The following is a 17,774-nucleotide window of genomic DNA, read 5'->3' as shown; positions in this document are numbered from 1 at the left end:
TTAGTTATTATTTGACTGCTACAAACACGACAAATGACAGCGTTATCATTTGTCTGCCATCAACCTAGGTCGAGTACGCATTTTGAGTCTTGAATCACTATGAAAAGTTATGAATTACTGGGTTTTATTTTTTATCTCTATGATTATTAATTGTTTTTAGTTGAAGCTTATTTTGGGGTCCGGTAAATAAATTAAGTTTACTTATTCGTGGTTTGAGCGTTTTTTTATGTCTAGCTGCGAACAAAGGCTGAATTTTTACACTGAGGTAGATAATTCGGCTGTTATTGGTGATACTAGAGTGAGTACCCAGCGGGGATACTCCGCTATTTTTTCGCTTAATGCTGCTAAGGATTTGCGTGAGCACACTGGCTCGACTACATCAGATCACCTCAGATCAACAGCTCAGCTTCTTTGAAAAAGTGCATCGTTTAATGCGCTTCGGCCTTGATGAATTTGCACTGGATATCGCCATTGTCAGCCGAATTGATGGTAAAGACTACATTGTTGAGCATGTTATAACCCCTGATGATTCATTGGCTGTAGGAACACATTTTAACCTCGGTGAAACCTACTGCACGCATACACTGCATGCTAAGTCCGCTTTGGCGTTTGAGCACGCAGGAAATAGCGATATCGCAACCCACCCTTGTTACATCAACTTCCAATTGGAAAGTTACATTGGTGCACCTATTGAGGTGGCGGGTCGAGTCTATGGCACCATCAACTTTTCCTCGCCAAATATTCACCATCAAGCGTTCACTCGTGAGCAGCTCGATTACGTGACCTTACTCGGCCAGTGGATAGGCATTGAGATAGCCAGGTATCAAGACATTCAAGCACTTAGATTGCAACATCAATCCCTTAAAGCCATGAGTGAGCTGGCGCTAATCGGTGCCTGGGAGGTCGACTTAGTGCGCGATAGCTTATATTGGTCAAAACAAACCAAAGTCATTCATGGTGTCACTGATGATTTTCAACCGACCTTAAGTGAAGCGCTATCATTCTACGTGCCAACTGAGCGGGACAAAATTGAACAGCACATCAATCATGCAATTGCTGAGCACCAACCCTGGAGCTGTGAGGTTGCATTGACTGCCCGAGATGGCCAACAAAAATGGGTGGCGATAAAGGGCAAACCAGAGTGTGAACAGGGTCAATGCGTGCGTATAAATGGTGCAATTCAAGATATCACAGATATTGTCAACACACGCCAGGCCCTCGCGCAGCAACGTGAGCAAGCTGAGCACCTATTAAGTACCCGCAGTGCCTTTTTAGCAAAAATCAGTCATGAACTGCGAACCCCCATCAATGGCATTAACGGCATGTTGCTAGCGATGCAAGGAGAGGAAGATTTACAGGTAATCTCACAGCGTGTTGAGCTTGCGCTCAGTGGTGCTGATACCTTAGTGCGCTTGGTCAATGATGTACTTGATTATTCGAAGATAGATGCAGGGCAGATGCACTTAGAGCATCAAGACCTGAATGTCGGGCTATTACTTAACGATGTGATCTCTGTCTATCAACCTTTGTGCGCGCAAAAAGGCATTACCCTGAACCATCGATTCGATGTCAGTAACGAGGCTTGGGTAAAAGCCGATGGCATGAGAATCAAACAAATCCTCACCAACTTGCTTAGTAATGCCCTTAAATTTACCCACCGAGGCAGTATTACCTTAAGTGCCCAACTTGCTGAAAGTAAGACAGGTTACACCTTGCAGGCCCAAGTTGTAGATACCGGTGTGGGCATGAATGAACAAGTACGAAAGGCATTATTTACGCCTTTCACCCAAGGTGGTTCGCATATAGCTCGTGAATTTGGCGGCACTGGTCTGGGTTTGTCGATTGTCTATGAGCTGTGCCGGTTAATGGGTGGCCATGTTGAGGTTGAGAGTGAGCCCGACCAGGGCAGTCAGTTCGCCTTTACCATCAAGCTTGCGAAGGGCGAGCCGATTGCCACGCAGCTGCGAAGCCTGCCTGATACCCAAGGGATCAACCCTGATTTACGCATCTTAGTGGTTGATGATAACCAGATGAACCGCGTAGTAATGAAAGCGTTGTTAGGTAAACTGGGATTAAATGCCGATTTTGCCGAGCATGGCGAGCAAGCGGTGGAGTTGGTGGGTAACACGCAGGACGGTTATGACGTGGTCTTTATGGACTGCGTAATGCCGGTGCTAGATGGCTTTGGCGCTACGGCACAAATTCGCGGCAACGCAGATATAAAGCAGCCCCATATTATCGCGCTCACAGCCAATATTTCTGAGCTCGATAAAAAGCGTTGCTTGGAGGCGGGAATGGACAGCTTTATCGGTAAACCAGTTGGCTTTACGCAAATTACCGATGCATTACACGGGCGTTAACGGCCCTGATACAAGTTATCTAAGCCGGGAATATTACGCTCCCAACGTGGCACCCCTTCACCAATGTAATGGCGCACAGCATCAAGGAAAAGCCGTGTTCGCACCGGTAAATCACGGTGTGGGTACAAGGCGTACATGGCACTGTAATCGGGTAGAGTAATATGGGGCAGCAACGGCACTAATTTACCGCTTTTAATCTCGTCGTTAATTAAAAAAGCAGGCGCTAACACGTAGGCCGTATGCGAGAGCACTTTATCCAGCAATACCTCGCCATCATTGGCGCTGTAGACCGCATTGATCCCTTGTTCACACTGCTCACCCTGGTCATTGATGTAGCTAATAGTATCGACGCGTTTGTGCGCACTATGATAAGTGGCTGCAGGCAGTTTACCCAACTCCTCCATACTTTGCGGCTCGCCATAGGCATTGACAAACTGCGGAGTAGCCAGCAGTAGCACGCGGTTACGAGCCAGCTTTCGTGCAATCAAAGATGAATCGCGGGGCTCACCTACGCGAAAGGCCAAGTCAAATCCTTCGGAAACCATGTCCACTAAGCGATCGTCCAAACGCATATCAATGCTCACCTGCGGAAAGCGCTTTTGAAAATCATTGATCACCGGCTGTATGTAGCGTCGGCCCAAAATAGTGGAAGTGGTGATACGCAGCAAACCGCGTGGCTCCTGGTGGTAGTTTTCCGCCAATTGCACGGTGTCATTGAGCAACAAGCGCAGTTCTTTGGCTTTTTTCACCATTTCTGCGCCCGCCGCCGTAAGCGAAAATGAACGAGTGGTTCTATTGAGCAATCGCACACCGAGCTCATCTTCGAGCTTACTAATTTGCTTTGAGATCACCGAGCGATCGATATTGCGCATCTCTGCGGCTTTAGAAAAAGAGCCTTGCTCAACCACTTCGAGCAGCATAATTAAACGGCTTGTGGTATCCATAGTGCGGCCTGCATGACAGTGCGATGATTTATTGGTGCCATTCTGGCATTAATGTTTTTATAAAACCACTATTTTTATCATCAATCGCTTTCCTTAGGATCGACAGTACTTTCGAACAAGGAGATAAACTATGCGATTGGCGCAAACAACAGCGGTACTATTAAGTGCTGCATTGATACTAGCAGGCTGCTCGGAGCAAGCCAGCCAGCAAGCAACCCCTCAGGGGCCAATGATGACCATCGATGTGGCCAGCGTGCAAATGCAACCCGCGCAGCGTTGGCACAGTTTCACTACGCGGTTGGAGGCGCCGAGCAAAGTGGCGCTGAAAAGCCGGGTATCTGGACAAATTACGCAAACCTTTTTTAGTGAGGGTGAGCAGGTACAGAAGGGTCAGCCGTTATTTCAAATTGACCCACGTCCTTTTGCCGCCCAAGTGGACCGTTTAAAAGCGCAATTGATCAGCAACTCAGCAGCATTGGCACAGGCCGAGCGTGAGGCGCAGCGGGCGCAGCGTCTACTGGCAAAAAATGCCATGTCCACGGAACAAGCAGGGCAACGCGATGCGATTTTAAAGCAGCGCCAAGCCGAGCGCAGTGCTCTTAAAGCTGAGCTGCAAGCCGCCGAGCTCGATTTAGCGTTTGCGACCATACGCTCGCCGATTAATGGCGTTATCTCCCGCGCCGAAATCACAGCCGGCAACCACATCACCGCAGGCCAAGATGTGTTAACGCGTATTGTCTCTAACGACCGTGTTTACGCTTACTTTAATGTTGACGAGCGCACCTGGTATCAAGATTTTGCCGGTATTAATGCGCAATCTCAGGCGCGCGTTATTCTACAAAACTTGCGTAAAAGTGCAGAGGGCGAGGCAATCACTGGGCGCATTGATTTTATCGACAATGAAATTAATGCCAGAACCGGGACCTTGCGCATCCGTGCGGTATTTGACGCTGTCGCTCATCAGTTAAAGCCCGGTGCTTTTGCGCGCATTAATTTAGCGGCACAAGGGGCCAGCCCAACAGCCATTGTTCCGGAGCGTGCCATTGGCACCGATTTGAAAAACCGTTTTGTGCTGACCGTTGATGGTGATAACACCTTGCAATACCGCCGAGTGCAGCTCGGTGAGCGTTATGGTGAGTTTCGCGCTATTCAATCAGGACTGGAGCCGGGTGAATTGGTGGTTGCCAATGGTCCTGCGCGTGTCGGCCCGGGTATGACGGTGTCGGTGAACGAAATCCCACTTAACTTTAGCGACACGCGCTTTGTTATGGCACCGGCGCAGGGCGCTGATAATGCATTAAGCGCAGCGCGTTAGGGGAGCGTATGAATTTTTCACACTTTTTTATAAACCGGCCGATTTTTGCGGCCATGTTGTCTTTGGTGTTTGTGATCACCGGGGCTATTTCATTATTCCAGCTACCGGTCAGTGAATACCCTGAGGTCGTGCCGCCTACGGTGGTGGTCAATGCCACTTACCCCGGCGCTAACCCTAAGGTGATCGCTGAAACCGTTGCCACGCCGTTAGAGCAGGAAATAAATGGCCTTGAGAACATGTTGTACATGTCTTCTCAAGCCACCAGTGATGGCCGCCTCACCCTGACGGTGACCTTTGCCTTGGGAACAGACCTGGATCGCGCTCAGGTGCAGGTCCAAAACCGAGTGAATAGCGCCTTGCCGCGATTGCCGCAAGAAGTGCAGCGCTTAGGCGTGGTGGCCCAAAAGTCCTCGCCGAATTTGGCTATGGTTGTTCATCTCTATTCTCCTGAAAAGACCCACGATACCTCGTACATGTCGAACTATGCCGATTTGTATATCAAGGATGAGTTGGCACGCCTGAGCAGTGTTGGCGATGTGCAGATGTTTGGCGGTGGTAAATACGCTATGCGCGTGTGGCTCAACCCCAGTGCGCTGGCCGAGCGTCAGCTAACAGCTATGGATGTGGTTGCGGCGCTGCGTGAGCAAAACCAGCAAGTCGCAGCGGGTAGCCTAGGCGCGCAGCCTTCACCAACGAGCAGTCAGTTTCAAGTGCTGTTAAACGTCAAAGGGCGGTTATCCAGCGTTGACGAGTTTGAGCAGGTGGTGGTGCGTGTTGATGACAACGGCGCAATTACCCGCTTAGCCGATGTCGCTCGTATCGAGTTAGGGCAAGACAATTACGCCCTGCGGGCGATGCTAGACGGGCAACCGGCGTTAGCCATTCCGATTTTCCAACGTCCGGGTTCGAACGCCATTGAACTTTCCGATAATGTTCGTGCAACCATGGCGCGCCTGTCACAAGACTTTCCTGCTGGCGTAGAATACGATATTGCCTACGACCCTACCGTGTTTGTGCGCGGCTCGATTGATGCGGTGATCAAAACCTTGCTTGAGGCGATTCTACTGGTTGTGGTGGTGGTGATCTTATTCCTGCAAACTTGGCGTGCATCCATTATTCCGCTTATTGCAGTGCCGGTCTCCCTCATTGGTACTTTCGCGGTGATGCAGTGGCTCGGCGTGTCGATTAACACCTTGTCGTTATTTGGGCTGGTACTGGCCATCGGCATTGTTGTTGATGATGCCATTGTGGTGGTCGAAAATGTCGAGCGTAATATTGAAAATGGCCATAGCCCATTGGCGGCCACGCGCATTGCCATGACCGAAGTGACCGGACCCATTATCGCCATTGCCTTGGTGTTATGTGCGGTGTTTATTCCCACGGCGTTTATCACCGGGTTATCGGGTCAGTTTTATAAGCAGTTCGCGTTAACCATTACTATCTCCACGCTTATCTCGGCGTTTAACTCCTTAACCTTATCGCCAGCGCTGTCTGCTTTATTGCTTAAGCCCCATGATGCCAAGCCTGACAAGCTAACACAGCTGTTGGAGCGGTTATTTGGAACTTGGCTATTTAAACCTTTTAATCGCCTCTTTGACAAAGGCGCCAACGGCTATGAGCGACTGGTGAAAAAGTTATTGCGCATGAGTGTGGTCGTCGGTGCCGTGTACGTGGTATTAGTGGGCTCCACCGTGGGGTTATTTCAACAAGTCCCGGGTGGGTTTATTCCGGCGCAAGATAAGCAATATTTGGTTGCGGTGGCGCAATTGCCCGACGCGGCCAGTTTAGAGCGTACCCACAAAGTGGTGCAGCAAATGGAGAAAATTGCGCTGCAAGTTCCCGGTGTGGCTAATACCGTGTCTTTCCCTGGGTTATCGGTGAACGGGTTTACCAATAGCACCAACAGCGGCATTGTGTTCACGCCCCTTGATGACTTTGATAAGCGCAGTGATCCGAGCATGTCGGCACACGCTATCGCAGCCCAGCTTAACCAGCGTTTTGCGGCTATTGATGAAGCCTATGTTGCAGTGTTTCCACCGCCGCCCATTCAAGGCCTTGGCACCACAGGTGGCTTTAAGTTGCAGCTTGAAGACAGAGCAAATAAAGGCTTTGAGGCGCTCTTTTCCGCGCTGCAAAAAGTCATCGCCGAGGCGCGTCAGCAACCGGAGTTAACGGGTTTATACTCCAGCTTCCGCATTCAAGTGCCGCAAATGAACATTGATATCGACCGCGAGCAAGCACTGCTGCAGGGGATCCCGCTCAATGAGGTGTTTGATGCGCTGCAAGTGTATTTGGGCTCACTGTATGTGAATGACTTTAATGTCTTTGGTCGCACCTATCAGGTGACAGCCCAAGCCGATGCTGATTATCGCCAGCAACGCGAGCAAATTGCCCAGCTTAAAGTGCGTAATCGCAGTGGCGACATGGTGCCTCTAGGCTCGGTATTAAAGGTCACGGCTACCACCGGCCCTGATCGTGTCATGCACTACAACGGCTACCCCAGTGCCGAGCTAAACGGCAGTCCGGCACCGGGTTACAGCTCAGATCAAGCGAAGTTGGCCATTGAGCAGGTGCTCAGCGACACCTTGCCTAACGGCATCGCCTATGAGTGGACCGAAGTCACCTATCAGCAAATTCTTGCCGGTAATACCATGGTCTACGTATTCCCCTTAGTGGTGCTGTTGGTATTTATGGTGTTGGCGGCGCAGTACGAAAGTTTACGCTTGCCGTTGGCGATTATTATGATTGTACCGATGACGATTTTTTCGGCATTACTGGGAGTGTGGCTACTTGGTGGCGACAATAATATCTTCACGCAAATCGCCTTAATTGTATTGGTGGCGTTGGCCTCTAAGAATGCCATTTTGATGGTGGAGTTTGCCCGCGATAGTCACAAACAAGGGCGCAGTCATTGGCAGGCCATTATTGAAGCATGCCGCTTGCGCTTACGCCCGATTCTTATGACCTCTATCGCCTTTACAGCAGGGGTTGTGCCTTTGGTACTGGCCTCTGGGGCCGGTGCAGAAATGCGCCATGCTATGGGGAATGCGGTGTTCTTTGGCATGATTGGCGTGACTGTATTTGGGCTACTATTTACGCCGGTATTTTACTATGTGGTGACCTTAGGGCAAAAAGGAGCGCATCATGAACACAACTAAAATGAGTGTCATTGCCCTGAGTATCGCAGCCTTAGCAGGCTGCGCTGCTCCCGGCGAGCGTATTATTGCTCAGGCGCAACAGGCAGACAAACAAACGCAGCAGCGCCTTGAGCGCAATCAGGTGCTGATGGCGCACCGCAGTGCGGATGAAATCGGTTGGTGGCAGCAACTGCACAGTGATGAGCTAAACCAGCTGGTGGATAGCGTGTTGGTGCGCAACCAAGACTTACAAGCCGCCAGCGCACGTATTAAGGCGGCATTGGCCAATTTGGATGTCAGTGAGTTTGCCTACTGGCCTAATGGTGGCCTGAATGCTCAAGCGCAGCGTGGTAAGAACGTTCAAACTGCATATAGTGGCGTGCAGGAACAGGCCAGTGCGCGCGGTGTGCTCAATTGGCAGCTGGATTTATCAGGGCGTCTGCGCGCGCTTGCCGATGCTGCCAGTGCCCGCACCCATGCCCAACTTGCGGCACATCAACAGCTCAGTAAAGAGCTGGTGGTTACCACGGTGCGCAGCTATATGCGTTGGCAAGGGTTTGCCCAACAACAGCAGCTGACCGAGCGGCAACTTGAGGCGTTATCGCAAAGTATGGATATATTGGCGGTACAAGTCGAAGAGGGCGTAGCGACCGAGTTTGAACTCAATCGCACCCGCTCACAGTACTTCCAGCTAAAACAACGCCTGCCACAGCTACAAGCCTTGATGCTGGCCGAGCGTGCCACCTTAGCGATGATTCTCGATAGCAGCGCGCAGCAGTTGCAGCTAACGGCGCTAAGCGAGGCGCAATATCAACAGTGGGCTCTCAACCTCGCCTTGTTAGACCCACAACAAGCGCTTATGCAACGCCCCGATGTACGCCGCAGTGTTGCCCAATTAACCGAACAGGCGGCGTTGAGCACCAGCGCTCAACGTGCGTTGTACCCCGATGTTAGCCTTAGTGCGTTTGCCGGTGTGTTGGGCGTAGGTGGCAGTCATTTTCAACAGACTCAGGGGCAGTGGCAGGTTACGCCGCAAGTGCAATGGTCGCTGTTTAGCTACCCCGAGCTATTGGCACAATTGCGGCAACAAAAAGCCTTATCGCAGGCGCAGTATCACAGCTATCGGCAAACCTTGAGTAATGTCATAGCCGGTGCGGAACTTTCGCTGCAAACCGTTTTCCAACAACAGCAAACATTGAACTTGGCGCAATCGCGCTTACAAGCGTCGCAACAGGCTTATGCACAAGCGCGTGCTGCATACGAGGAAGGGCAGTTGCCATACCTTGAGTTGTTGGACGCTCGTCAAGATGTTTTAATAGCACAGCAGGATACCCTGATCACGCGTGACACTTGGCTCAATGCCCAGGTTGGCGTATATTCCGAGCTCAGTGGACGTTGGAGTCGCGCACTGCACAAGGTGCCGGTCATCTAGGGGTTCTGCGCATGAACAGTATTTAAGAGGTGAGTCAGAGTTATGGCAGAGTCAGCACAGCAAATGACAACGATGGTGATCAATGAACCGTCGCCGCAATTTGCCCTTTGCATGAATAAGCAGAGCGTTCCCGTCGCTGATGACAATGAGTTGTTAGTGGCGATTGAATATGTGGCGTTAAACCACATCGACGCCAAGCTGGCAGCAGAAGGCTTTTGCCATTGGCAATATCCTCATGTGCTGGGCCTAGATGCGGTGGGAACGGTACTGAACGCGCCCGCAGGCGTGTTTCCCGCCAAGGGCGCACGGGTGATGTTTAACGCCAGCCTCGGCTCGCAAGGCATGCTCAAAGAGTATGCCACCGTTCCTAACTATGCGGTATCGGAAGTCCCCGCTGAGGTGCCGAGTGAGGTTGCGGCCACCTTGCCTAATGCCGGTATGACGGCCTTAGCAGCGCTCGACAAGCTGCAGCTTGAAGAAGGAGACAGTCTGCTGATTGACTCTGGCTGCGGGGCGGTGGCGCATTTTGCTATTCAGTATGCCAAGCTGCGCGGAGCTATGGTGTTCGTTTACAGTGAAGCAGGGGAGCATGAGCGGCTGAAAGCTTTGGGGGCCGATGTGGTATTTGATGCCAATTGCGAAGGGCTGGAGTGCAACATTAAACATGAGCTGGGTCCGGGCGGCTTTGATGCTATCCTTAACACCTGTGGTGGTGACTCATTCTTATGTGACTTAGAGCATTTGCGCTTTTGTGGCCGTATCGCCTGTTTGAATGGCTTTCCTAGTATTCCCCAAGAACTGTTATTCCGCCGCGCACCGAATATTTCTGTGGTGTCGCTCGGTGGTGCTTGGTTGGCGAACAGCTTATGCGCACAGCAAAAGCTTAGCTTTATGGGGCAACAGTTGATTGGAGACGTGCAATCGGGAGCGATTATTGCGCCGGATCTGGAAGTGATCCCGTTTACCGAAGCGGCAGTGCGAGATGCGCTGACGACCTTATACAATCACAGTGCGCGATCGCGCCCGGTGGTCAAAATTCAGCCTTAATGCGGGTGTAGCACATTGTTTTATAAAAGGGCGCTTAGCGCCCTTTTTGCTGTTAGAAGAAATGCGTGTAAGAAAAAGAGATAAAATCCAGGCCAGGATTCGGGCTTTTAAACCCTGCATTCGAATAATGCATATAGCGCACACCAATATCGGCATTTTCCATTTTATAAACCACCCCAACTCTGTCTTCAAATTGGTAGTGAGTGCTTACGTTTTTGCCAGCAAACTGGGTGTCGTCAAGTAGTGATATACCAATACCAAACTCCAGCACCAAGGGTCGTCCTTTGAATGTGGTCATCGGGTATTGAAACACCGGTGATAGTGCCACCACCACATTTTGATCGTGTTGATTGTCCTTGCCGTAACGCCAAAAATTGATGCTGCTCTCGAAGTACACATCAAACTGGGAGAATTGCTCGGGTAAATAGTCGTTGACGTAGTACTGATAGGCCAATTTTATGCCTTTAACATCACCTTCACCTTGAATGTAGTGACTGGCAACACCATGGCGAGGCCCTGCCTGAGCAGGCGTGATAACGAGCGAACTTAGCGCTAAGGTTAATGGGATGATTACTGCTTTCATACGTCTGTGTTTAGCTGCTAAAAAGTAGCGGTAATATCTATATCCACCCCTTTAGTTTCAATGCGCACCCGTGCACAACAACTGTGCCTTTATGGCACAAAAACCTTAATTATCTGATTTTACTGGTGTTATTGATATGTGCATTTTTGGAACCAATGCTGTGCATTATTGTTTCTTACTTTGCGAAGGCCGCTGCGCTAGAATTTCACCATTCACAGCTCATTGGAATGCACTATGAAAGCATATCGTTATTTTTTATTACTCTTTTTTGCTGTTGCGTTTGGCTCAGCTCATGCTGCGCAAACCAATACGCCATTTTCTCTGCTCAAGCAAGTGGGCGATAAGCTCTTTGTCGATATCGCCGCAGTCGATGCTCAAGGTGATGACAAAAAAGCCAAACTTAAAGAAGTCGTGAAAACACGGTTAATACCGCACATTGATACCAAGTTTGTGTCGTTTAAGTTATTGGGTAAACACGTGCGCGAGATTAATAAGGGGCAGGCGCTGGCGTTTATCGATGCGGTGGAGTCCTACTTAACGGTGACGTATGCCGATGCATTGATGAGTTATAAAGGCCAAGAAGTGCGTTTTATTAAACCTAACGGCCACGGTGACAATGGCTATGCCTCGGTAAAAACCGAAATTGTTGAGCCCGGTAAGCCAACCATAGATATTGTGTTTAAGTTGCGCCGCGATAAATCTGGCACCTGGCGTGTGTACGACCTCGTAGCTGAGGGCATCTCATTACTCAACGCGAAGCAAAAAGAGATCATTGCACGTATTAGCGAAGTGGGTATTGACCAGGTCAATCAAGAGCTCTCAGCGAAAAGTTAATCCCTTCCCTTTGGGGTGAGCGAGTAGCCTTTTACCCATGAGGCTCCCGATAAGGCGCTCACCCGCTTTTTATTATTAATGTAGTATTCCTTTACTACCCTTAGCGACTCAGCTTTGTTTACACTGGTCTAAGTACGTTAAACACGTGACCCTTAGCATTGAGGCGAGGTTGGTTATGCTGCCATGACGCTCAATCACCTCCTGATACAAGGTGGAAATAAATTCCGCTAAGGGCAGCTGCTCTTGGGCAGCAATGCGTTCCAAGGTATGCCAAATTTCATTTTCTAAAGCGAGGCTGGTAACCACACCTTGAATACGAATAGAGCGCTTTTTAACACTGTAGCGCTCAGGGGAAGTTGATGCATAGAGTTCACACATAGATTTCTCAGGGGTAAATAATGGCCAAAATGATTCATTCCATGATCCGCGTGAAAGACGCGCAACGTTCAATTAAATTTTACCACGATGTATTCGCATTGCAGGTGAAAAGAAGGGTCGATTTTGCTGATTTCTCACTTATTTATTTAGCTAATGAACACAGCAGCTTTGAATTAGAGCTGACCTGGAACCATCACAATGATAGCGATTATGACTTGGGTAACGGCTATGGCCACCTCGCTTTTGCCGAAGAGCATCTCGAATCGCTGCACGGCAAAGCCATCGCCGCAGGCTATCAACCCAAAGAAATCAAATCCTTTTACAATGGTGATGACTTAGTCGCTAAGTTTTTCTTTATCAAAGACCCTGACGGCTACGATATTGAAGTGATCGAACGCTCAGAGGTGTATAGGTAGGAACGAGCCAAGCACAGACTTGGCTCGTTAAACTTTGGCGGCAACATAGTTGCCATCAACTGTGTGAGCAAAAGCTAAATACATTGAAAGTGGATTTCTGTTCGCGGATAATTACCGAGAATATATGCTGGTTCAGCATCTATTTCTTTCAAAACCTTCACTTGCTTACCCGAACCCGCGCAATGTGCGCTGGCTTCCTCAAGAGCTTCTGATTTCAAGTTGCCCATTCCCGAAAAACCAGTGGCTGCTTGCCTAGAGACCATAAATGTATTTTCACCATAAGGGATTAGAGAACAAGGAGATCAAGGGGTCAGGAGATCAAGGGGTCAGAGATCAAGGGGTCAGAGTTGTTGAAATTTGATTGTCGATTCAAAGAGTTAAAATTTATTGCGTGAATAAAAGTCAGTTATCACTAAGGGTATAATCTGCAAGCCTATTGTCAGCTTCTTCAACAGTCGGTATGTTCTAAGGTATATAGACTGAGAATGTTTTCTGGCGGCATATCAGGTCAGTAAGGCAAATGAAAATCTTTATACTAAGTCAATGATGGCGTAGTTACTAAGAAGATTTAGTGAGAAAATTCTGAATTTTAGGCGGCACTAAAAAGTGAACAATAACCCTGAGTCACTCATATTTTATTAGGAGTTTTAGATGAGGGTGAGTGAAATTTACTCCCTTTTACTCGTTTTTTTATTAGTGGCGACAACGAAAAGCTTTGCCAATAATAACGCAATACTGAGAGTGCTAGACGAAGATGTGAAAGCGAAAATTGTACTTTTATCTGCCAAGATTACAAAGTGCAAACAGCAAGCTCAATCATCATCTGTGGTACTTGAAACTAACGTCTTTAAAAAGTTAAAGGTCAACAGAGAAGATCTTTTAAAAGCACTCTACTACTTAAACATACGAAATAAAAACCTTTGTGGAGATGGCCTTCGAGAGTCGCTTGCGTATGCTATTGGCCAATTAGCTTATACGCGCAACGAGCTAGGACTGGCTGTTTCAGATTATTCTAAAGCAAGCGCTGAGCTTTTATATGAATCTACAAACTTCTTAAAAGTGAGGGCTCACTATGAAAGTCAAAGCAAACCTTTTCGAGATGAATTAGAAAAGCAAATAGGTACCACCGTTTTTGATTTCAATTCTCTTTTAGAGACCCTGAATACAGATGAATGGTAATTCTTGGAAGCGTAATCTCCCATTGCTGATATAAACAGCAATGGAAAATTATCCTGCGTCACGAAGTGGTGAGCAAAAAGAGTTTTATTTGGATTAGTTCGATTTTCAAGGCCCCTAAACCTGTGTCGGCAATTCTATAGCCCTTTGTAATGGTCGCCATAGGTATCTATAACTAGTATGGGTCGAAGTAGGCAGCCAGTATCAACGCGATGCCAAAACCCAACGTGGAAAAAAGATAGATACATGCCAGCACTTTATCTACAGTTCTAGCATATTTGGGAGCGAGTCGACCATCAAACATAAATGTTGGGCCACGCCAGCGCTTGAAGAAAATGGCCATGGCATAGCATGGAGCACTAGCACCAAGGCCTTTATCCCAGCTCGGTGGCGGCACCCCTTCAGATTCCATACCTTTACTAATATGAGCGGCAGAGACCCGATGGAATAGCGCCGTCATTAATAAAAACAGCGGCATAAAAACTATAAAGAGTACGTTTATTAAGCCTTCCATATTTACTATCACCTCACACTCCTTGTGTTGTTAGTGGTGGGCTTTATTTCAGCTTAGTCACTGATGCTATAGACTCTTTTTCGGTGGCAGGACTACATTGGCGAAGATAAGTCCGGCGACCAGCGACATAAAAATCAAAAAGGTTTGTTGGCCGATGTGATCGGCATAGACGAAATCCTGTCCTTCAATTAGGGAGTTCAAGCCAATATAGGTTTTTGATCCCGGCACCAGTACGATTAGCCCTTGCATAGCCACAATGGAAGCGGGGGCGTTGGCAATGCGATTAAACAGATTACTAAAAATGCCTACGGCTAGGGCGCCGACAAAGGTGCCGAGGGTGTAATCTAAGTAGGCGGCGGAGCCAATGCTGGCACCGTAGGCAATGAACCCCGAGGCAATAGACCACAGTGCGTGTTTGGTTTTGGTGCGAAAAATAACTACCAAAGATAAGCATAACAGTAAAATTGCGAGCCAGGCGGTCCATTTCGGCAGCGGTTGCGGGGCCACAAAGTCAGCCTGACCAAACAGCGCAAAGCCCAGGCCAATGCCGATAAAAGCACCAAAATACAGCTTAAACAGCAACATGAAAGAGTCCATAACCCGTGCCGTGCCCGATACCAGATGCCGTGCCGCCAGCTCGGCGAGCCCGAGCGCCAGGGCGAGACCGGGAATAAACACAATAATGCTGGAGAGCACCACCAAGCGGATATTGATGTAAGGGTCGAGATAGACACTGACGGCGCAGGCGATAAGCGCCGAGACTACCGCCACTAAGGGCTCTAGCATGTGTGCCACGCGCTTTGAGCGCCCGGACCATAACACAAACAGATACACCACCAAGGTCAGCAATGCTGACCACAGCACATCGTTCCAGCTTGTGCCCATCAGCATAGCAAAGGCACCGCCGGTCATGGCAAAGGCACCTGCGGTGGTGAGTTTATTATAAGGCGCGGGCATCACGGCTATGTCGTCAAGGCGCTGATCGGCCTCACTAATGCTGAGCTCGCCATTAAGCAGCAAGTTCACCACTTCATCGGTATTGGCGAGGGAGCCAAGATCGTGATCGCCGGGGTCGACGCGGGCAACATGAGTGTATTCATTCTCATGGCCTTCTGTCCATATCACAAAGGTCACCGAGGTGGGCGACATTACAAACGAGGATTTGAGTTCCAAGTAGGTCGCCACCTCCATCAAATGCGCCTCTAGGCGGTAGGCTGGGGTGCCATACTTATGCAGCATTTTACCGAGCTTAACGATAAATTTACGCTTTTCTTTAAATTGGGCGTCTTCCACGCAGTGACCTCAAATCTTTAAAATAAAACAGCACCTTGCATCGCAGGGGCTCGCGCATTTTATTGATCTAAGGTTAACTGTCTACTGATTTCTATCAAGGTTTAAATGAATTTTTCGCTTCAATCCACTGCGCCATATATTGGGTGCTGCGCATGGTGTGGTGTTTGAGCATTTGCCCGGTGAAGTTATTGCGGCGATGGCCAGCTAAATCGGCGCGTATCCCTTCAAGAGCCGTGATCAGTTGCTTACCGAGTGCTTCGCCGTTATAAAAGCGTTGCAGCAACTCATCGCCATGACGTTGTGCAGCAGTAAATTCGCTGGGTTGTTGATAAAGCTTAACTGCGGCATCGGCAAACAGCTGCGCGTCATTGCAAATGGCGCCATTCCAAGGCAAATCCCCATGCATGCCCTCTGCGCCAATGGCGGTGGTAACCGAAGGCGTACGGGTGATCATGGCTTCGAGTAATTTACCTTTGATGCCTGCACCAAAGCGCAGCGGCGCAAGGCATACCCGTGCCGAGCTCATGGCCTGATGCGCATCTTCGGCCCAGCCCTTGATGATAAAGCCGGTTTTCGGGTTATGTAATGCAGTGGCCTTAGGCGGTGGGTATGAGCCGTAGATATGTAACTCAGCCTTAGGTAGCTGTTTGCGAATAAGAGGCCAAATTTGTTGTAAATACAGCACCGCATCCCAATTTGGCGCGTGGCGAAAATTACCAATGGTCATAAAGTGTTGGCGCTGCTCAAAACTCGGCCAATGCGAATGCAGCGCGGCGGTATCAACCATAAACGGCAAATGATGCACTAAGGCGCTATCAACCTTGAACACCTGCTCTAACAGCTGCATTTCGTAGCTGGAGATAATCAAGCTCAAATCGCAGCGTAAAATGGCGGCGATTTCTCTTTTGGCTAGATCACCGTGTAGGTCGTTATGACTAAACTCACGGCCCGCTTTGTGCGCTTCATGGCGAGCGCCGCGCAGGCATTGCAAGTCCTCGGTATCGAGCAGTTTCAGTGCCTCGGGAGCAAACTTATCCACGCGCCAGCCAAATTGCTCTTCCATCATAAACCGGTCGAACATAACAATATCCGGCTGCAACTCGCTGATATAGGCATCAAAGCTACTGCAATTAAGGGCGATATCGCGACAGGTGATACCATATTCGGTCAAATCTTGCATGTGTTCGGAGCGCTGTGCAGGAGAGGCAAACTCGACCTGCCACCCTTGACTGCGAAACAACTTTAATAACGACATCATGTGGCTGCCCGCCGCCGATGAATTCGGCTCTGGCCACACGTAGCCAATCACTAACACTTGGGTCATAGGCTTGACTCCCGTACTTGTAATTCAACATCTATCAAGGTGCGCACAGGGGCTTTATTACCTGCCATGATTTCTTTTAACACCGCCGTGGTGCGTCGGCCGATTTCTGCAGCGTCAATGCGCACTGAGCTCAGCGCTGGGGTCATCAACGCCGAATCATCCAAATCATCAAAGCCCACCACTTTAATGTCTTTCCCTGGGGTCAAGCCAACCTCGCGCATGGCCTCAATAAAGCCGTAGGCGATGACATCGGAAAAGCACACCACCGCTTGCACCGAGGGTGCTTGGCGGCGCAGTTTCTGAAAGGCTTGATGCCCGCCTTGGCGTGTCGTCGCAGAGTTAATGATGTGGCTGTGTACAGCGCTTGGGTGCTCACTGAGCGCTTGTTCAAACCCCGCGAGACGCTCATGATAATCAGAGATATCACTATTGCCGCCGATAAATGCTAGCTCCTGCACCGCTTGGCTGAGGAGGTGTTCGGCGGCTAAAAATGTGCCTTTGCGATTGTCAGGCAAAATACATGGCGCGCTGCTTAAGCTAATTTCGCGCATGATATTAATAACTGGGAAGCCGCTTTGGATCAGCTCATTCTGCCATTGCTTATCCGTTGCCGGCGCAGGGCACATAACAAATGCGGCGACATTATACTCTTTTAGGGTGTTGACCACTTGTTGCTGGCGAGCAAAACTCTCGCCGGTGTTAACCAACATGGGAACGAGCCCTAAATCATAAATATATTGCTCCAAGCCCACCGCTAACTGCGCCGAATACGGATTGGTTAAATCATTAATCACCAAAGCCACTAAACGAGAGCGCCTTGAGCGCAACGACGCCGCATCGCGGTTGTATACGTAGCCCAACTCGGCAATGGCGCGCTCGACTTTTGCCTTACTTTTATCACTGACCTTGTCACTGTGGGTGAGCACTAAGGAGACCGTTGATTTTGATACGCCTGCGTGCTCGGCGACATCAAATATGGTGATTTTATCGTTGGGGTGCTTTTTTATCATGGCGTAATACA

15 protein-coding genes are annotated in these 17,774 nt (G+C 49.3%); 8 read left to right on the top strand and 7 right to left on the bottom strand.

What is annotated here, in order from left to right; translation table 11 throughout:
- Nucleotides 1–356: 356 nt before the first annotated feature.
- Nucleotides 357–2,360 (top strand): GAF domain-containing hybrid sensor histidine kinase/response regulator, encoded by a 2,004-nt coding sequence (locus tag MHM89_RS06560; RefSeq protein ID WP_239408416.1) that lies wholly within the window; start codon nt 357–359, stop codon nt 2,358–2,360.
- Here the strand turns inward: MHM89_RS06560 and MHM89_RS06555 are convergent.
- Nucleotides 2,357–3,304, bottom strand: coding sequence for a LysR family transcriptional regulator (locus tag MHM89_RS06555; RefSeq protein WP_022943685.1), 948 nt, complete (start codon nt 3,302–3,304; stop codon nt 2,357–2,359). The genes MHM89_RS06560 and MHM89_RS06555 overlap by 4 nt on opposite strands.
- Before the next feature lie 130 nt (nt 3,305–3,434).
- Here MHM89_RS06555 and MHM89_RS06550 point away from each other — a divergent pair, with 130 nt between their 5' ends.
- Genes MHM89_RS06550 through MHM89_RS06535 form a run of 4 tightly spaced genes read left to right on the top strand, consistent with a single transcriptional unit; the run spans nt 3,435 to nt 10,235 of the window.
- A complete protein-coding gene (locus MHM89_RS06550; protein ID WP_022943684.1) occupies nt 3,435–4,619 on the top strand; it encodes an efflux RND transporter periplasmic adaptor subunit in 1,185 nt (394 codons plus the stop codon).
- A gap of 8 nt (nt 4,620–4,627) precedes the next feature.
- Nucleotides 4,628–7,777, top strand: coding sequence for a multidrug efflux RND transporter permease subunit (locus tag MHM89_RS06545; RefSeq protein ID WP_239408415.1), 3,150 nt, complete (start codon nt 4,628–4,630; stop codon nt 7,775–7,777).
- Nucleotides 7,764–9,188 (top strand): TolC family protein, encoded by a 1,425-nt coding sequence (locus MHM89_RS06540; protein WP_239408414.1) that lies wholly within the window; start codon nt 7,764–7,766, stop codon nt 9,186–9,188. Before MHM89_RS06545 ends, MHM89_RS06540 begins: the two co-directional genes overlap by 14 nt.
- A 42-nt stretch (nt 9,189–9,230) precedes the next feature.
- The gene (locus MHM89_RS06535; protein ID WP_130145902.1) at nt 9,231–10,235 is read left to right on the top strand and encodes a zinc-binding dehydrogenase; all 1,005 of its coding nucleotides are present in this window, start codon (nt 9,231–9,233) and stop codon (nt 10,233–10,235) included.
- A gap of 52 nt (nt 10,236–10,287) precedes the next feature.
- Here the strand turns inward: MHM89_RS06535 and MHM89_RS06530 are convergent, their stop codons facing one another.
- Entirely contained in the window at nt 10,288–10,818 is a 531-nt protein-coding gene (locus MHM89_RS06530) for an acyloxyacyl hydrolase (RefSeq protein ID WP_239408413.1), read from the bottom strand.
- Between the two features lie 234 nt (nt 10,819–11,052).
- On the opposite strand from MHM89_RS06530, the gene MHM89_RS06525 reads away from it, so the two are divergent.
- Entirely contained in the window at nt 11,053–11,652 is a 600-nt protein-coding gene (locus tag MHM89_RS06525) for an ABC transporter substrate-binding protein (protein WP_022946612.1), read from the top strand.
- A 108-nt stretch (nt 11,653–11,760) separates the two neighbouring features.
- On the opposite strand, the gene MHM89_RS06520 is transcribed toward MHM89_RS06525, so the two are convergent.
- Nucleotides 11,761–12,030: a ribbon-helix-helix domain-containing protein gene (locus MHM89_RS06520; protein ID WP_130145898.1), complete on the bottom strand. Its 270-nt coding sequence runs from the start codon at nt 12,028–12,030 to the stop codon at nt 11,761–11,763.
- 20 nt (nt 12,031–12,050) lie between these two features.
- Between MHM89_RS06520 and MHM89_RS06515 the strand changes: the two genes are divergently transcribed.
- Both MHM89_RS06515 and MHM89_RS06510 read left to right on the top strand, forming a co-directional pair.
- Complete coding sequence (locus MHM89_RS06515; protein WP_239408412.1) at nt 12,051–12,446, top strand: VOC family protein; 396 nt, start codon at nt 12,051–12,053, stop codon at nt 12,444–12,446.
- A gap of 657 nt (nt 12,447–13,103) precedes the next feature.
- Nucleotides 13,104–13,625: a hypothetical protein gene (locus tag MHM89_RS06510; protein ID WP_239408411.1), complete on the top strand. Its 522-nt coding sequence runs from the start codon at nt 13,104–13,106 to the stop codon at nt 13,623–13,625.
- 172 nt (nt 13,626–13,797) lie between these two features.
- Here MHM89_RS06510 and MHM89_RS06505 read toward each other — a convergent pair whose 3' ends face one another.
- The 4 genes from MHM89_RS06505 to MHM89_RS06490 all read right to left on the bottom strand — a co-directional run bounded on the left by MHM89_RS06505 (nt 13,798) and on the right by MHM89_RS06490 (nt 17,763).
- Nucleotides 13,798–14,148: a hypothetical protein gene (locus tag MHM89_RS06505; RefSeq protein WP_239408410.1), complete on the bottom strand. Its 351-nt coding sequence runs from the start codon at nt 14,146–14,148 to the stop codon at nt 13,798–13,800.
- A gap of 54 nt (nt 14,149–14,202) precedes the next feature.
- Complete coding sequence (locus MHM89_RS06500; RefSeq protein ID WP_022946616.1) at nt 14,203–15,429, bottom strand: threonine/serine exporter family protein; 1,227 nt, start codon at nt 15,427–15,429, stop codon at nt 14,203–14,205.
- Nucleotides 15,430–15,523: 94 nt separating this feature from the next.
- Nucleotides 15,524–16,753, bottom strand: coding sequence for a glycosyltransferase (locus MHM89_RS06495; protein WP_239408409.1), 1,230 nt, complete (start codon nt 16,751–16,753; stop codon nt 15,524–15,526).
- Nucleotides 16,750–17,763 (bottom strand): LacI family DNA-binding transcriptional regulator, encoded by a 1,014-nt coding sequence (locus tag MHM89_RS06490; RefSeq protein WP_045979043.1) that lies wholly within the window; start codon nt 17,761–17,763, stop codon nt 16,750–16,752. Before MHM89_RS06490 ends, MHM89_RS06495 begins: the two co-directional genes overlap by 4 nt.
- Between the last annotated feature and the right edge of the window lie 11 nt (nt 17,764–17,774).

The sequence above is a fragment of the Pseudoalteromonas sp. CNC9-20 genome, assembly GCF_022347875.1.
Taxonomy (GTDB): domain Bacteria; phylum Pseudomonadota; class Gammaproteobacteria; order Enterobacterales; family Alteromonadaceae; genus Pseudoalteromonas; species Pseudoalteromonas ruthenica.
The sequence above is the reverse complement of the archived record's forward strand: the minus strand, read 5'-3'. Positions and strand labels throughout refer to the sequence as shown.

Coding starts and splice junctions, on each gene's coding strand:
- MHM89_RS06555 (WP_022943685.1), bottom strand. CDS start 3,304: ATGGATACCACAAGCCGTTTAATTATGCTGCTCGAAGTGGTTGAGCAA.
- MHM89_RS06550 (WP_022943684.1), top strand. CDS start 3,435: ATGCGATTGGCGCAAACAACAGCGGTACTATTAAGTGCTGCATTGATA.
- MHM89_RS06545 (WP_239408415.1), top strand. CDS start 4,628: ATGAATTTTTCACACTTTTTTATAAACCGGCCGATTTTTGCGGCCATG.
- MHM89_RS06540 (WP_239408414.1), top strand. CDS start 7,764: ATGAACACAACTAAAATGAGTGTCATTGCCCTGAGTATCGCAGCCTTA.
- MHM89_RS06535 (WP_130145902.1), top strand. CDS start 9,231: ATGGCAGAGTCAGCACAGCAAATGACAACGATGGTGATCAATGAACCG.
- MHM89_RS06530 (WP_239408413.1), bottom strand. CDS start 10,818: ATGAAAGCAGTAATCATCCCATTAACCTTAGCGCTAAGTTCGCTCGTT.
- MHM89_RS06525 (WP_022946612.1), top strand. CDS start 11,053: ATGAAAGCATATCGTTATTTTTTATTACTCTTTTTTGCTGTTGCGTTT.
- MHM89_RS06520 (WP_130145898.1), bottom strand. CDS start 12,030: ATGTGTGAACTCTATGCATCAACTTCCCCTGAGCGCTACAGTGTTAAA.
- MHM89_RS06515 (WP_239408412.1), top strand. CDS start 12,051: ATGGCCAAAATGATTCATTCCATGATCCGCGTGAAAGACGCGCAACGT.
- MHM89_RS06495 (WP_239408409.1), bottom strand. CDS start 16,753: ATGACCCAAGTGTTAGTGATTGGCTACGTGTGGCCAGAGCCGAATTCA.
- MHM89_RS06490 (WP_045979043.1), bottom strand. CDS start 17,763: ATGATAAAAAAGCACCCCAACGATAAAATCACCATATTTGATGTCGCC.